This is a genomic window from Bacillus sp. 41-22 (genome assembly GCF_025809295.1).
GTDB lineage: Bacteria > Bacillota > Bacilli > Bacillales > Bacillaceae_G > Bacillus_A > Bacillus_A mycoides.
The window spans coordinates 4,139,157-4,154,037 of sequence record NZ_CP084035.1; the positions used below are offsets into that span (position 1 = coordinate 4,139,157).

At 36.1% G+C, this 14,881-nt stretch carries 16 protein-coding genes; 1 reads left to right on the forward strand and 15 read right to left on the reverse strand.

Annotated elements, in window-relative coordinates; all coding sequences use genetic code 11:
- The first annotated feature begins 48 nt into the window (after nt 1–48).
- Nucleotides 49–999: a 4-hydroxy-3-methylbut-2-enyl diphosphate reductase gene (locus LCF45_RS21205; RefSeq protein ID WP_002067184.1), complete on the forward strand. Its 951-nt coding sequence runs from the start codon at nt 49–51 to the stop codon at nt 997–999.
- Nucleotides 1,000–1,039: 40 nt separating this feature from the next.
- Here LCF45_RS21205 and LCF45_RS21210 read toward each other — a convergent pair whose 3' ends face one another.
- The 15 genes from LCF45_RS21210 to LCF45_RS21280 all read right to left on the reverse strand — a co-directional run bounded on the left by LCF45_RS21210 (nt 1,040) and on the right by LCF45_RS21280 (nt 14,691).
- Nucleotides 1,040–2,161 (reverse strand): Nif3-like dinuclear metal center hexameric protein, encoded by a 1,122-nt coding sequence (locus tag LCF45_RS21210; RefSeq protein ID WP_002129128.1) that lies wholly within the window; start codon nt 2,159–2,161, stop codon nt 1,040–1,042.
- Nucleotides 2,158–2,865 carry a tRNA (adenine(22)-N(1))-methyltransferase gene (locus LCF45_RS21215; RefSeq protein WP_002129129.1) on the reverse strand — a complete coding sequence of 236 codons (708 nt, stop codon included), beginning with the start codon at nt 2,863–2,865 and terminating at the stop codon, nt 2,158–2,160. The genes LCF45_RS21210 and LCF45_RS21215 overlap by 4 nt, the downstream gene beginning before the upstream one ends.
- Nucleotides 2,866–3,031: 166 nt before the next feature.
- Nucleotides 3,032–3,388, reverse strand: a complete 357-nt coding sequence (cccA, locus tag LCF45_RS21220) for a cytochrome c550 (RefSeq protein WP_002129130.1) — start codon at nt 3,386–3,388, stop codon at nt 3,032–3,034.
- 385 nt (nt 3,389–3,773) lie between these two features.
- Nucleotides 3,774–4,901 carry an RNA polymerase sigma factor RpoD gene (gene rpoD, locus LCF45_RS21225; RefSeq protein WP_000764062.1) on the reverse strand — a complete coding sequence of 376 codons (1,128 nt, stop codon included), beginning with the start codon at nt 4,899–4,901 and terminating at the stop codon, nt 3,774–3,776.
- A 59-nt stretch (nt 4,902–4,960) separates the two neighbouring features.
- Nucleotides 4,961–6,763: a DNA primase gene (gene dnaG / locus LCF45_RS21230; RefSeq protein ID WP_002129132.1), complete on the reverse strand. Its 1,803-nt coding sequence runs from the start codon at nt 6,761–6,763 to the stop codon at nt 4,961–4,963.
- An 81-nt stretch (nt 6,764–6,844) separates the two neighbouring features.
- Nucleotides 6,845–6,988 (reverse strand): hypothetical protein, encoded by a 144-nt coding sequence (locus tag LCF45_RS21235; RefSeq protein ID WP_162836445.1) that lies wholly within the window; start codon nt 6,986–6,988, stop codon nt 6,845–6,847.
- Nucleotides 6,989–7,652: 664 nt separating this feature from the next.
- A complete protein-coding gene (locus LCF45_RS21240; RefSeq protein ID WP_002015180.1) occupies nt 7,653–8,465 on the reverse strand; it encodes a pyruvate, water dikinase regulatory protein in 813 nt (270 codons plus the stop codon).
- Nucleotides 8,466–8,494: 29 nt separating this feature from the next.
- Nucleotides 8,495–9,127: a transcriptional regulator CcpN gene (locus LCF45_RS21245; RefSeq protein WP_002015181.1), complete on the reverse strand. Its 633-nt coding sequence runs from the start codon at nt 9,125–9,127 to the stop codon at nt 8,495–8,497.
- Nucleotides 9,128–9,233: 106 nt separating this feature from the next.
- Nucleotides 9,234–9,980 (reverse strand): DNA repair protein RecO, encoded by a 747-nt coding sequence (recO, locus tag LCF45_RS21250; protein ID WP_002129136.1) that lies wholly within the window; start codon nt 9,978–9,980, stop codon nt 9,234–9,236.
- A gap of 33 nt (nt 9,981–10,013) precedes the next feature.
- On the reverse strand, nt 10,014–10,157 hold the full coding sequence (locus LCF45_RS21255) for a YqzL family protein (RefSeq protein WP_000883924.1): 144 nt from the start codon (nt 10,155–10,157) through the stop codon (nt 10,014–10,016).
- A 176-nt stretch (nt 10,158–10,333) separates the two neighbouring features.
- Nucleotides 10,334–11,239, reverse strand: coding sequence for a GTPase Era (era, locus tag LCF45_RS21260; protein WP_002088672.1), 906 nt, complete (start codon nt 11,237–11,239; stop codon nt 10,334–10,336).
- Nucleotides 11,232–11,630: a cytidine deaminase gene (locus LCF45_RS21265; protein WP_002015184.1), complete on the reverse strand. Its 399-nt coding sequence runs from the start codon at nt 11,628–11,630 to the stop codon at nt 11,232–11,234. Before LCF45_RS21265 ends, era begins: the two co-directional genes overlap by 8 nt.
- Before the next feature lie 99 nt (nt 11,631–11,729).
- Complete coding sequence (locus LCF45_RS21270) at nt 11,730–12,083, reverse strand: diacylglycerol kinase family protein (protein ID WP_002129138.1); 354 nt, start codon at nt 12,081–12,083, stop codon at nt 11,730–11,732.
- Complete coding sequence (ybeY, locus tag LCF45_RS21275; protein ID WP_002088675.1) at nt 12,080–12,550, reverse strand: rRNA maturation RNase YbeY; 471 nt, start codon at nt 12,548–12,550, stop codon at nt 12,080–12,082. Before ybeY ends, LCF45_RS21270 begins: the two co-directional genes overlap by 4 nt.
- Nucleotides 12,547–14,691 carry an HD family phosphohydrolase gene (locus tag LCF45_RS21280; protein WP_002015188.1) on the reverse strand — a complete coding sequence of 715 codons (2,145 nt, stop codon included), beginning with the start codon at nt 14,689–14,691 and terminating at the stop codon, nt 12,547–12,549. Before LCF45_RS21280 ends, ybeY begins: the two co-directional genes overlap by 4 nt.
- Nucleotides 14,692–14,881: the final 190 nt, after the last annotated feature.

A 14,881-nucleotide genomic window follows, 5' to 3' on the forward strand; every position in this document is an offset into this window, starting at 1 on the left:
GGACTATGCACAAAAGTATCCCTTGTTTAGAAGGAGAGGATTACTCACATGAAGATTGTTAAAATTTCCCCTCGTGGTTATTGCTACGGTGTTGTTGACGCAATGGTTATTGCACGTAACGCCGCATTAGATAAATCATTACCGAGACCCATTTATATTTTAGGTATGATTGTTCACAATAAGCATGTCACAGATGCTTTCGAAGAGGATGGCATCATTACATTAGACGGTCCAAGTCGATTAGAAATTTTAGATAAAATCGATTCTGGTACTGTTATTTTCACTGCACACGGTGTTTCTCCAGAAGTTAAACAACGTGCAAAAGAAAAAGGTTTAACGACAATTGATGCAACTTGTCCAGATGTTACAAAAACACATGACCTTATCGAAGCAAAGAAAGCTGAAGGATATCATGTCATTTATATCGGCAAAAAAAATCATCCAGAACCAGAAGGCGCAGTTGGTATCGCACCTGATATCGTTCATCTTATCGAAAAAGCTGATGATTTAAAAACACTAGAAATTCCAACGGATAAAATTTTAGTTACGAATCAAACAACAATGAGTCAATGGGATGTTCAACATTTAATGGAGGACATTCAGAAAAAATTCCCAACAGCAGAATTCCACAAGGAAATTTGTTTAGCAACTCAAGTTCGCCAAGAAGCTGTCGCTAAACAAGCTGATGTTGCAGATTTAACAATTGTTGTCGGTGATCCGAAAAGTAACAACTCAAACCGTTTAGCACAAGTATCACAAGAAATCGCTGGTACGACAGCATACCGCGTTGCAGACGTAAGTGAAATCCAATTAGAATGGCTACAAGGTGTAGAAAACGTAGCTGTTACAGCAGGTGCTTCTACTCCAACGCCAATTACAAAAGAAGTTATTGCTTTCTTAGATCAATATGACCCAATGAATCCAGCTACATGGGAAAGAATTCGAAAAGTACCACTTCAAAAGATACTACCTCGTGTAAAAGTGAAAAAAGAACAATAATAAAAACCGTTGCCTACATGAGCAACGGTTTTTATTTTTCTTATACAAATGTGAATGGATCTGTATGTAACTGCGAAGCGTGAATGTGTACATTGAATTTCTTCACATCTACTTTTTCTTGCAATTGTTTTTGTACACCTTGCTTCATTACTTTTTCAACGTTATGTCCTGGATCGACTATATTTAAACCAATCATCATCGCATCGTGAGCAACATGATAATACATATCACCTGTTACATATACATCTGCTCCTTTAAATTTCGCTTGGTTTATATATTTATTACCGTCACCACCAAGTACAGCTACTTTACGCACCTTATCATCTAACTTTCCAACAACTCTTGCACCCTTTACATGTAATGATTGTTTCACATGTAAAGCAAACTGCTCAAGCGTCATTTCTTCTTGTAAATACCCTATTTTACCAAGACCTAATGTTTCACCTTTATTATCAAGCGGATATACATCATATGCCACTTCTTCATATGGATGGGCTGCCAACATCGCTTTAATAACTTTTCTTTGTAATGAAGCTGGAATAATCGTTTCGACACGTATCTCTTCCACACGTTCTAACTGCCCAGTTTCTCCGATATAAGGATTTGTACCTTCTTGAGGGATAAACGTACCTACCCCTTCGCTACCGAACGTACAGTGGCTATAATTACCGATATGACCTGCATCCGCATCTCCAAGAGCTTTGCGCACTTCTTCTGCATGGGTTACTGGAACAAATACAACAATTTTTTTCATTTCTTCTGCATATGTAGGAGCTAATACTTCTGTATTTTGTAACCCTAACGCATCAGCAAGTAAATCATTTACCCCGCCCTTAGCAATATCTACATTTGTATGTGCGGCATAAACCGCAATATCATTTTTAATACACGTTTCAATAATTCTTCCGTACGCCTTATCTGTATGAATCGCTTTTAATGGATTAAAGATTAAAGGATGGTGCGCTATAATGATATTCGCTCCTAATTGGATCGCCTCGTCCACAACTTCCTCAGTTACATCTAACGCGATTAATACGTGCTGGACAGGTTTATTAAGCGCTCCAATCTGTAAGCCAATCTTATCCCCTTCCATCGCTAAATGCTTCGGATACATACCTTCAAACAAAGAAATAATTTCATGACCATTCGGAATTTTACTCATGATAAAACCTCTCCTATCATTTTCATTTTCGCTTCTACTTCTGCACGCTTCGCTTTTGTCTCTTCAGACTCTGCTGCACGTTCTAACTGTTTTAAAATATTTTGGAAGTTTTTCAATTCCCCTTCCCACTTTTCAACAAAAGCTTCACTTTTTTCTTTTATTAAAAATGGACCCATAAACAATTCAGCTTGTTTATTTTCAGAGTAAGGTACTGCTGTATCTCCTCGCTCTCCGACTAAAATCTCGTAAATCTTTCCGTCTTCTATTACAATTTTCTCACGGATAAGCTCCCATCCATTTTCAATAAACCATTCACGGATATGGTGTGCTGCAATATTCGGCTGTAAGATTAAACGTGTTACACCTTCTAATTTTTCTTTACCACTTTCTAAAATGTCACGAATTAACGCTCCACCCATACCAGCAATCGTAATAACATCTACTTCTCCTGGCACTATAACAGCTAATCCATTCCCTTTACGAACGTCTACTTTATCTTGTAAGCCACTTTCAGCTACAGTTGCTTGTGCAGAGCGAAATGGTCCATCTACAACCTCTCCTGCAACTGCTTTTGTAGCAATATTATTTATAATTGTATAACACGGTAAATACGCATGATCCGATCCAATATCAGCTACTGTAGAGCCTACCGGAATCTCCCTCACAACTTCTTCTAATCGTTTCGAAAGCTTTACTTCATTCATGTATTTCCATTACTCCTTCTCTTCTCAGTCTGTCTCCATGATAATGAATTTATAGTAGTTGTTGCAAGTCCATAACAATACTTCAATTCTCTATTACTAATCGTATTTTAGATAGTATAGAAAAACAAGCCTTTTGCAAAAAGCAAAAGGCTTGTTTTTCTATACTTTATTTTTTCTTCGATAACCAATCAGCTACTTTTGCCGCTTGATCAGCTGGAACTATATTTGGCGGCATATTTCCTTTTCCTTTTGAAATAACTTCTTTAATTTCATCTTTTGAAAGTTTCCCACCAATTTTTTGTAAATTAGGGCCTACCGCTCCTTGTAACTGATCACCATGACAGCTCGTACAGCTTTGCTTTACAATATCCTCTGGCTTTGATGCTGTTTGTGCTGGTTTCCCACCATTTTTTGCATCAGCTAACTCTTTAGATTTATTTAGCCCCTGAAATGAAAATACAAACATAACGATAATACCTAATGCTGCAATAAGAGCGAACGGAATCAACGGATTACGTTTCATATCTCTTCTCCCCCCTCTATACCGCTAAATAGTTAGATGATTCAGTCATTTATATTGTACTTGAAAACGCCCTATCAGAAAAGAGCAAACTACTACTTGTTAAAAATATTCCGTAAATTCATTTTATTGATTTTCACTATTATATCGCATATTATTTCGATAATTACTAACGTTTCTCATCATATTTTTTACTTTTCTACATATTATTTTGTATATAATAAACAAAATAAATCGAAAAATCGAAAAATGAGCATTTGCAAATCAAAAGACAATTCTGTAAAATAAATTACAAGAAATTGTAATCGTTGCCGATAGCTAAATTTTAACAAAAATTAACAAAACAAAAAAGTTTACTTCACAAAAGTGAAGTAAACTTAAAGGTAGCCTATTCTAAGAAATCCTTAAGACGCTTACTACGGCTTGGATGTCTTAATTTGCGAAGTGCTTTCGCTTCAATTTGACGAATACGTTCTCTCGTTACGCCGAATACTTTCCCAACTTCTTCAAGCGTACGAGTTCGTCCATCATCTAAACCAAAACGAAGACGCAGAACATTTTCTTCACGATCTGTTAGTGTATCTAACACATCTTCTAATTGTTCTTTTAGCAATTCATACGCTGCATGGTCCGCAGGCGATGTTGCTTCTTGGTCTTCGATAAAGTCACCTAAATGGGAGTCGTCTTCTTCACCAATTGGTGTTTCAAGAGAAACTGGCTCCTGTGCAATCTTTAAGATTTCGCGTACTTTTTCTGGAGCAAGATCCATTTCTTCACCAATCTCTTCAGGAGATGGTTCGCGTCCTAGATCTTGTAATAATTGACGTTGTACACGGATTAACTTATTAATTGTTTCAACCATATGAACTGGAATACGAATTGTTCGCGCTTGGTCTGCAATCGCACGTGTAATAGCTTGGCGAATCCACCAAGTTGCATACGTACTAAATTTAAAACCTTTACGGTAGTCGAACTTTTCAACTGCCTTAATTAGACCCATATTTCCTTCTTGGATTAAGTCTAAGAAAAGCATACCACGGCCCACGTAGCGCTTTGCAATACTTACTACAAGACGTAAGTTTGCTTCTGCAAGACGGCGTTTTGCTTCTTCATCGCCTTCTTCAATACGTGTCGCAAGTCGAATTTCTTCTTCAGCAGATAGTAAGTCTACACGACCAATTTCTTTTAAGTACATACGAACAGGGTCATTGATTTTCACACCTGGCGGCACACTTAAATCATTAAGGTCAAATTCTTCTTCCGTTTTTGTAATTTGACGATTATTAGGACCTTCGTCGTTGTCATTGTCACCAACTAAGTCAATCCCTTGTTCACCTAAATATTCATAGTATTCATCCATTTGATCGGATTCAATTTCAAATCCATTCATGCGTTCTGCAATCTCTTCATATGTAAGAACGCCACGTTTTTTTCCGAGCTCAGTGAGTTGTTCTTTCACTTGCTCAAGGGTCATTTCAGTTTCAATTTGTTTAGAACGAGCTGGTTTATCAGCCATCTGTTCCCCTCCTTACGCGAGATACAAACATTCATTATACTAAAACTTTATCGAAAAAGCTATTTTCTTGCTTTTTGACTTTGTAAATATGCCACATAATATTTAGCAGCCTCTACAGGATTTGTTTTTTCCATTTGTTTTACTTTAAAGATAATTTCCATCTTTTCAAGTTTTTCTTTATGGCGTCTTAGCGCCTCCAAATGACCTTGTAACGCTTCTTCTGTGTACTCTGGATTAATAAATTCATCCGTCGAAATATCAGTAATAATATTTTTCAACTTTTCATCAGAGAGCCAACTTAAAAATGTTCCGACTGAAGGTTCATTTCCCTTTTCATAATATGCGTATAGTTCATATAAAATCCCTTTATGTTCTTCTGTATAAAAATCTTCTATATGAGGTTCCATACGCACTGTCACTTCTGCACTTTGCAACATATGGTAAATAATTTCTCTTTCTGCCCTTTCAAAACCTGTTAATTTCGGTTTCGTTTGAACAATTTGAGATGGCTTAGAAACCTGCTTTATTTGTTTTTGCTGTACCTTTTGTTCTTTGCGATATTGGTGCAATTGATTCAAAAGTGTTTCCATTGAATACGAAAATTCTTGCGATAATGATTTTAAATATGATTCCGCCTGCATCGCATCCTGTAGCAATGATAACTCTTTTAAAACACTTTTTACATATTCTTCTTTGCCAGACTCATCTTGCAAATTTTTCCCTAAACGCAAATAATTTATTTTGAAACCAACAAAACTTATACTTGATTTCACAAGATTTTCAAAAGCGGTTGTCCCATATTGTTGCACATATTCATCAGGGTCAAGCTTATCTGGCAAGGATGTAACTTTCACTTGGCAACCAACTTGCAATAGTAATTGCCCTGCTTTCATCGTCGCTTCTCGCCCTGCTTTATCACCATCATAGCAAAGAACAACAGTTTCAACGTTACGTCGCAGAAGTTTCGCTTGTTCTTCAGTTAAAGCTGTTCCCATTGTCGCAACAGCTTCTTCCACACCACTTTTTACCGCGGCTAGTACATCGGCATAACCTTCAAAAAGGACAACCTGCCCACGTTTTCTAATAAACGGCCTTGCTTGGTGGAAATTATACAACAGCTTACTTTTGTAAAAAATCGGTGTTTCAGGACTATTCAAATATTTCGGAGTGTCATCGCCTAATGCCCTTCCACTAAACGCTATCACCTTACCTTGTAAAGTATAAATCGGAAACATAACTCTTCCGCGGAAGCGGTCATAATGACTGCCATCCTTCTCACTTCTTACAAGAAGGCCAGCCTGTTCCATACTAGATAGCGACAAACCTCTTTTTTGTAAAATTTTCGTTGCTGCATCCCAAGCTTGTGATGCATAACCAATTTCAAATTTCTCAATCATCTCTTTTGTAATACCACGTTTTAATAAATATGAAAGTGCTTCATTTCCTTCTTCTGTATTTACTAATAAATGATGATAATACTTTTTCAAAAGTTCATGAGCCTGTTGCATGATGACAGTGTCATCAGATATGTCTTCTTGTTGTTGTTGTCCTTGCCCTGATTTATATTCTGCAACTGCAATTCCATTTCTTTCGCCAAGCTTTTGAACAGCCTCTGTGAAAGCAAGTCCTTCCATTTTCATAAGAAAAGAAAATACATTTCCACCTTCTCCACATCCGAAACAATGAAAAATTTGCTTATCAGATGAAACAGAGAATGAAGGAGAATTCTCACCATGAAATGGACAAAGGCCGAAATAGTTACGCCCCTGCTTTCTAAGTTGAACATACTCACCAATCACTTCTACAATATCGGATGATGTCCGAATCTGTTCAACAACTTCTTCAGGAATTCTGTTCCCCATAACTCCATCTCCGTGTCGTATTTTGTATTCGATATAAATTAAAAGATTCCTTTATAATTCGACAATATTTTTCTAAATTTGTTAGAAAGTACTGTCGATCACATTGTGTAAACGATTTTGGACCTTTCGTATAAGTCCCCAGTCTGCGTAAATTCGCAGATACATACTACTATATAAAATTGTATACATTTGCTCATCTGTTACAAATGTATCTCCTGGAGACAATACATATACTCCTTTTTCACAAGAAGACTAGCAAGAAGCACTATAGCCTGTATGATCATGAGATCTGTAGCTTTTGCATGTTAATAAATATAACAGTCAACTTCATCTTGCTCAGAATCTACATAGACCCAATTACCTTGCTGTTTTCTTGAACGATGAGCATAGGATACGACAAACAAAATTTCGACATAAAATTTTGTTCCAACTTGCACAATTGCATTCTTCACGGGATACGCATCTGCATCAAATAATATCTTATCTGATGTTTTGCATATTTCTGTATTCTACATCCCTTCTGTGAATCCTTCCATAATGTGCGTTTTCTTGTCTAGATTTTGTCGATTTAACGTAAATACATGTCTTTTTCGAAAATCCTATCCCTAGTTTATTCTGAAAAATTAAAGTCTAAACGTAAAATATAGGTTTTTATCACAATTTTTTATTATAATATATTTTCTTCAACTACGCTACATATCCCTTTAATTTTCATCTTACACTTAAAGATAACGAAATCGTTCCTTTAGCATAATTAAAAAACAGAAGAATATAAGTATAACCATTCCGCTATATTCTATTACTAAGCCAAAAGTTCATGCTCTACTTCGCATCTTCCTCTAACGCCTTCTCACGAGCGAAAAAAGCACATTCACCTTTGGTAAATGTGCTAAAACATTTTTTGGTTTTGCACTGCATTCACAATAATATTTGCTGTTTCTTCAATTGCCTTATTTGATACATCAATCACTTGACAATTTATTTTACTAATTACTTCCTCAAAATGATCAATTTCTTCTTGAATACGATTAATATTTGCATATGTTGCTCCATCACTTAATCCAAGTGATTTCAATCGTTCTTTTCGAATATGATTTAACTTATCTGGTATAATTTTCAAACCGAAACATTTCTCTTTTGCCACTTGATATAATTCCTCAGGCGGATCCACTTCCGGTACAAGTGGTACATTAGCAACTTTCAAACGTTTGTTATGCGCTAAATATTGTGAAAGTGGTGTTTTTGATGTACGTGAAATTCCAATCAACACGATATCAGCTTTTAAAATACCACGTGCATCCCTACCATCATCATACTTAACTGCAAATTCAATCGCTTCAATTTTTTTAAAGTACTCTTCATCTAATCTTCGAACGACACCTGGCTCATACCTTGGTACTTGCCCTGTAATTTCTTCAATTTGATCGATAAGAGGTCCGATAATATCGTATGCCTCTACTCCTTCTTTTGCCGCTTCTGTCAATAAATATTGACGCATATCAGGCTTTACTAACGTAAAACAAATAAGCGCTTGATTGCTCTTGGCAATCGAGATTACTTCTTTTAATGTCCCTGTATCTTCTACATACGGTACACGCCTAATATCAGGAGCGAATGGGAACTGTCCCATTGCCGCTCTAACAACCAAATCAGCCGTTTCTCCTACAGAGTCAGATACGACATATACGATTTTATTATCCATTACATTACCTCACTTTAAACAAATTACACTTATTCGTTATTTACTAAATTTACAAACGCACGTGTAATATTTGTTTTTGTAATTCGTCCAATCACTTCTAAACCTTGTTTCGTATCCTTCACAACCGGCATCGCATCAATCTGTCTTTCTATTAATTCCATCGCAATATCATATAAAGAATCCTCCCTGCGACACATCGCAATGTTTGGCATCCTTGTCATGATAATATTAACCGGAAGAGAGGTTAAATCCTGCTTTCCTAAGCTAGCTCGTAATAAATCTTTACGAGATACAACGCCAACTAATAAAGTAGCTTGATCTACAACAAATAATGTACCAACGTCCTCTAGAAACATAGTACAGATTGCATCGTATACTGATACATTTTTATCAATTACAGCCGGTCTAGATTGATAATCTTGCACTTTAATTTTCTTAACAGCTTCAGATAATAGCTGTCCCCCGGTTTTACCCGTATAAAAATAACCTACACGTGGACGCGCTTCTAAATAACCAGCCATCGTTAAAATTGCTAAGTCTGGTCTTAGCGTTGCACGTGTTAAACCCAATTGCCCAGCAATTGACTCCCCTGTAATAGGACCGTGATCTTTTACAATCTGAATGATATGCTCTTGCCGTTTATTCAGCTCTATGATAATCACCACCTTTAATGCACAACGAAAAAAGTTATACTATCTCTTAAATATTATATACTAAATATGCTATTCGAAAAAGAAAGTATGTAAAAAGGACCGTATACGGCCCTTTTTATATTTGAAACTTATCAAGTTGTTCCAAGAAACGCCTTGTTTTCAAATAAATCCCACAATATTCGTCATAATATGTATTCAATACTGTGCGCATTTGTTTTTTTGTACTATCCTTCACCGATACATTACCGAGCCGGTGTAAATCAAAGTGAAAAAAGAGACGTAATAATTTATGAACAGCCTCTCCCACCGGAATACGATACGGATCTTGCTCCGCATGACGCGAGCACAGAAAACCGCCTTCCCGGACAGAGAAGGCGACAAAATCTGTTTCTTGATGACAAATAGCACATGTATCAAAGTACGGGCGCATCCCTAATACCGGAAGCATTTTCGTTTGATAAATTAATGATAATACTTCTGGATCAACACCCTCACACATATAATGCAACGTTTGATATAACATTTCAAATAAATACGGATTATGCTTCTTATCTTCTGTTGCTTTATCGGTTAATTCAATAATAAATGATGCATAAGCAGTTAAAAATATATCCTCGCGAATTTCTTTCATAGATGAAATAATCTCGCCTTGTTGCAAAGTTCCAAGTCCAGATCCCATTTGAATAAGAAAATGACCATGTGTCATAAGTTGCGAAATAGCTGCTAACCGACTCTTCGGCTTTTTCGCCCCTCTTGCCATTGCACTTACCTTACCAAATTCCCGCGAGTATATTGTAACAATCTTATTTGTTTCTCCGTAATCTGTCGTACGGATAACAATGCCCTCAACTTTTTGAAACATGTTCGTCACCATCCAAGGTTTGAACAAAACGGGTCAAGAAATTGGAGAGTCTAGATGCGCTAACTCCTCTTCATGTTGATCCATCTCATCGTTTACGTCTTTTTCCATTTCTTTCAAAAGCAAATACGTTTCAATGCTTCCTGTTTTGGAGAAAAACTTCCAGGTAAAATCTAGCATAAGAATCCACCTTTCTCAATAAGCGTAGCCTATAAACCAATTTCTTTTGTTGTTATTAAGTTGACCCATTTTGTTCATTTTCATGTGAGAAAAATTTTTCCTAATTTATCAAGGTTCATAAAAACCAATAATCAGCGGATGAACAAAACATCCACTGATCACAACTTTACTTCATATTAATACTCGTCTTCACGGAAACCAAGGTCACGAAGCTGTGACATCTTATTACGCCAATCTTTTTGCACTTTCACCCATACTTCTAAAAATACTTTAGAACCAAGAAGTGCTTCAATGTCAAAACGAGCTCTCTTACCGACTTCTTTTAACATCTTCCCTTGCTTACCTATAATAATTCCTTTTTGTGATGCACGTTCAACAACAATCGTTGCGTTTATATAAACCGCTCCGCCCTCACGCTTTTGAATTGCATCAATAACAACCGCTACAGAATGCGGTACTTCTTCACGTGTTAAATGTAATACTTTTTCACGAATAAGCTCTGAAATAATAAATCGCTCTGGATGATCCGTTACTTGATTATCCGGGTAATATTGCGGTCCTTCTGGTAAATACTTTTTAATTGCTCCGATTAACGCTTCAACGTTATTACCGTCCAATGCAGAAATTGGCACAATCTCCGCGAACTCATATAATTTACGATATTGATCAATCAACTCCAGCAATTGCTCTGGATGAAGTTGGTCAATTTTATTAATTACCAAAAATACCGGTTGTTTCGTTTCTTGTAATTTCTCAATAATAAATTCCTCACCACGACCATATCCTTCAGTTGCATTGACCATAAACAAAACAATATCAACTTCTTTTAATGTCGTTTGAGCCATCTTCACCATGAAATCGCCTAGTTTATGTTTAGGTTTATGTATTCCTGGTGTATCAATGAAAACTACTTGTGAATCATTTTCTGTATATACACCTTGAATTTTATTACGAGTTGTTTGTGGCTTATCGCTCATAATGGCAATTTTTTGGCCAATAATACGATTTAAAAATGTAGATTTCCCAACATTCGGTCTGCCAATAATAGAGACAAAACCTGATTTATAACCTTTTCTATTCATGTAAATCCTCCGCTAAAAATGCTCCTGGTAACAATTCTCCGACTGTTGTCTCTTGAACATCACCATGTAAGTTTGATAGGTATACTTTCGTATCCTGTTTACATAATTCTATCATAACTTGTCGACATGCTCCACAAGGAGGTACTGGACGCTTTGTATCCGCTACGACTGCAATAGCTACAAACTCGTTATCCCCTTCAGAAATTGCCTTAAATAAAGCTGTTCGTTCTGCACAGTTACATAAACCATATGATGCATTTTCAACATTACATCCACGATATATTTTTCCATCCTGAGTTAGTAAAGCTGCACCTACTTGAAATTTAGAATATGGTACGTACGCTCGTTTACGCGCTTCGGTTGCTTCTTGAATTAATTGTTTGCTATTCATATTCCCGCATCCTTTCCGTTCATAGATGTGAATAGATACACTCTTTCATTAAAGGCCTTCACGGCGCTCCCAAAGCTTAATAAAAGCTTCGGAATGCAACTATACCATATACGGTAAAAAGATAATAGCACCAATTACAGCAGCTATAATTGCAAATAATAAAACTGCCCCTGCTGCAACATCCTTTGCAATTTTTGCAACCGGATGAATATCGGTGGTTGCTAAGTCTACTGTTTTTTCAATAGCCGTATTCACCATCTCTAAACTCATTACAATCCCTATCACAATAAGTACGACAATCCATTCCATTGTTGTAATATGGAAATAAAAGCCGCAGCATATAACGATGACTGCGGCTAAATAATGAATTTTCATATTTCGTTCATGACGAAGACAAAAGTATATACCAGCTATAGCATATCCAAAACTATCTAAAAGTTTTCCTGTTTTCATCGTCCTAATCCAAAGGCCTCTAAAATTTCTTTTTGTCTTCCAAACATTTCTTTCTCATCTTCTTCTGTCATATGATCATAACCAAGCAAATGCAAAAAGCCATGTAGTGCTAAAAACCCAAGTTCTCGATCAAAAGAATGTCCATATTCTTCAGCTTGTTCTTTTGCTCTTGGAATAGAAATAATAAGATCTCCTAACATACGCGGCATCTCTGCACCGACAATTTCCATTTCGCCTTCTCCCATTTCTTCCATAGCAAAAGAAATAACGTCCGTAGGCTGATCCTTATCTCGGTAATCACGGTTTATTTCACGAATACGTTCATTATCTACAAATGTAACCGATAATTCTGCACCTTCTTCTATGTTCTCCATTTGGGCTGCTTTCTCTACTAAACCTCGAATCAAACTTATATATTCGTCTTTCACTTCTTCTGTTTCATCAATAAAATCAATTAATAAACTCATTCTTTCTCCTTTTCTTCCGGCGGTTCCGGATATGTAATACGGGAATGGAAAATACCATTTAACGTTTCACATAACGTTTTTCCAACGATTTGTAGTTCCTTAAATGTCAAATCACATTCACTAAATTGACCATCTTGCAGGCGATCTTTAATAATACTTTGCACTAAATTATTAATCTGATCTGGTGTTGGATGGTTCATCGAACGTACCGCCGCTTCCACACTATCAGCAATACCAACGATCGCCGACTCTTTAGAAGTTGCTTTTGATCCTGGATAGCGGAACATTTCCTCCGTATATTTCTCTTTATCTTCTTTAATCGCATTATAATAAAAATATTTAAGTAACGTTGTACCATGATGCTGACCAGCAATGTCGATAATTTCTTGAGGTATATGGTGTTCTTCTAACATTCTCACCCCATCGGTTACATGAGCAATTATAATATCTTTGCTCGTTACAGGGTCTAATCTATCATGCGGGTTTTCAATACCCATTTGGTTTTCAATAAAAAACTGTGGTTGTACCGTTTTCCCTACATCATGATAATACGCCCCTACACGTGCTAATACTCCATTTGCTCCAACTGCTTCACAAGCAGCTTCTGAGAGATTAGCTACCATTACACTATGGTGATATGTACCTGGTGCTTCTAATAAAATTTTACGCAAAAGCGGGTGATTCGGACTTGAAAGTTCCATCAATTTCATACTCGATACAATCCCAAGACCACTTTCTAAATACGGTAAAATCCCCATAGCTAGAACAGAAGAGATAATACCCGAAACAGCAGCCATTAATAATTGCACCCCAATTTCAAGAGGCGAAAAATTCCCGTTACGTAATAATAGCAAAGCCGCTAATACGACTACATTTAATACAGAAACGAGTATACCAGCTTGTAAAATCATCGTACGACGATTTTTTTCTCTCAAGAAAATACTAACTGATAATGAACTTAATAAAACATAAATCCCCACACTATAATTCAGTGTACTCGTTACACCTTCATTAAACATAATACTTCCGCATACAGAAAAGATCATACTCGTTAAAAATACAAATCGATCACCAATCATTAATTTTACAAGTATTGTTCCCATTGCAACTGGAACAACATACGCGATTCCTGCATACTCAAGCTTTTGAAACAAACTAATGATTTTCATTAAAACAATCGTGATAGACAAAATTGTAATATACGCTAAGACATACGGCCTATCTTCTCTTTTCCGCTGTAAAAACACTTCAAACTGCTTATGCATAAAGTACAATAGCACACCAATGAGTACCGCTAACCCAACATAGGGTTGAAAACTGTTCCCTTTTTCTAACAGGCCAACTAATTTCAACTGATTGTACATATCACTTGAAATCGTTTCACCTTCTCTAACAAGGACTTGCCCTTGAAGAATATAAACAGGTGGAACTAAATCTTCTTCCGCTTTTCTCTTCTCTTTTGTTAAGGTCGGATCATAAAAATAGTTTGCAGAAATCGCATATTTCCCTAACGCCTTAATAGATTCCTTTAAACCATTATCAACATTAACACTATTCATCTCACTTACATATCGTTCCTTCGCATCCTTCAATTCATCCATTTTAACATGCTCAGTCATGATACTATTAATAGCTGTAACTGTTGCATCTTTCGCTAATACTAATTGGTTCGAATCCGCATTAATTAAGTTTAGTAAGTTTGAATCAGATAATTCTTTCGTTAAATCAGTAGGCAATTTTTTTTTCAACTTGTCCACTTTTTCAGCATCAGTAATCTTTTTTTGCTCATCCGGTCCAACCGCTTTAATCTCTTGTATCACTTCATCTACTTTAGCAAAGACGTCATTCACAATATCCACTTTATTTTGTTTATACTCACTTTTATATGTATATTGATCTTCAACTTTTGTAGCGGCTTCTTTTTTCTTTTTGTCCGTTGTAACTTTATCTTCAATTTTAATAGGAGAATGGATTGTTTTTTTCGCAATAGAATATGTTGTAACATCTAATTGCTCTGGTTTTACATTATTCATAAGTGCAAAAAACAGCACTGCCCCTAATAAAACGTAAGAAATCCAACTTAGTTTTTTCGAATGTTGTAAATTACGAAACCACTTAGAAATTTCTTGAGATCTTGACATGATTTCAATACCTTCTCCTCTCCAGAAATAAAGTGAAACTATTTATAGCTTTCATTTCTTCTAGGTAACGATACTTTTTGGACAACATTTTTATCCACTATCACCTATAGTTTATTTCCCTCGTCTTTAATGATAGTAAAAAATATGTCATTCGCCAACCTTATCATACAAAAAGAAATGATCCTGACAA

Excerpts from the sequence above, each read along its gene's own strand:
- LCF45_RS21280 (WP_002015188.1), bottom strand. The coding sequence starts at position 14,691 with ATGTCAAGATCTCAAGAAATTTCTAAGTGGTTTCGTAATTTACAACAT.
- LCF45_RS21240 (WP_002015180.1), bottom strand. The coding sequence starts at position 8,465 with ATGGATAATAAAATCGTATATGTCGTATCTGACTCTGTAGGAGAAACG.
- LCF45_RS21215 (WP_002129129.1), bottom strand. The coding sequence starts at position 2,865 with ATGAATGAAGTAAAGCTTTCGAAACGATTAGAAGAAGTTGTGAGGGAG.
- ybeY (WP_002088675.1), bottom strand. The coding sequence starts at position 12,550 with ATGAGTTTATTAATTGATTTTATTGATGAAACAGAAGAAGTGAAAGAC.
- rpoD (WP_000764062.1), bottom strand. The coding sequence starts at position 4,901 with ATGGCTGATAAACCAGCTCGTTCTAAACAAATTGAAACTGAAATGACC.
- LCF45_RS21265 (WP_002015184.1), bottom strand. The coding sequence starts at position 11,630 with ATGAATAGCAAACAATTAATTCAAGAAGCAACCGAAGCGCGTAAACGA.
- LCF45_RS21210 (WP_002129128.1), bottom strand. The coding sequence starts at position 2,161 with ATGAGTAAAATTCCGAATGGTCATGAAATTATTTCTTTGTTTGAAGGT.
- era (WP_002088672.1), bottom strand. The coding sequence starts at position 11,239 with ATGAATAGAAAAGGTTATAAATCAGGTTTTGTCTCTATTATTGGCAGA.
- LCF45_RS21205 (WP_002067184.1), top strand. The coding sequence starts at position 49 with ATGAAGATTGTTAAAATTTCCCCTCGTGGTTATTGCTACGGTGTTGTT.
- cccA (WP_002129130.1), bottom strand. The coding sequence starts at position 3,388 with ATGAAACGTAATCCGTTGATTCCGTTCGCTCTTATTGCAGCATTAGGT.
- dnaG (WP_002129132.1), bottom strand. The coding sequence starts at position 6,763 with ATGGGGAACAGAATTCCTGAAGAAGTTGTTGAACAGATTCGGACATCA.
- LCF45_RS21270 (WP_002129138.1), bottom strand. The coding sequence starts at position 12,083 with ATGAAAACAGGAAAACTTTTAGATAGTTTTGGATATGCTATAGCTGGT.
- recO (WP_002129136.1), bottom strand. The coding sequence starts at position 9,980 with ATGTTTCAAAAAGTTGAGGGCATTGTTATCCGTACGACAGATTACGGA.
- LCF45_RS21255 (WP_000883924.1), bottom strand. The coding sequence starts at position 10,157 with ATGCTAGATTTTACCTGGAAGTTTTTCTCCAAAACAGGAAGCATTGAA.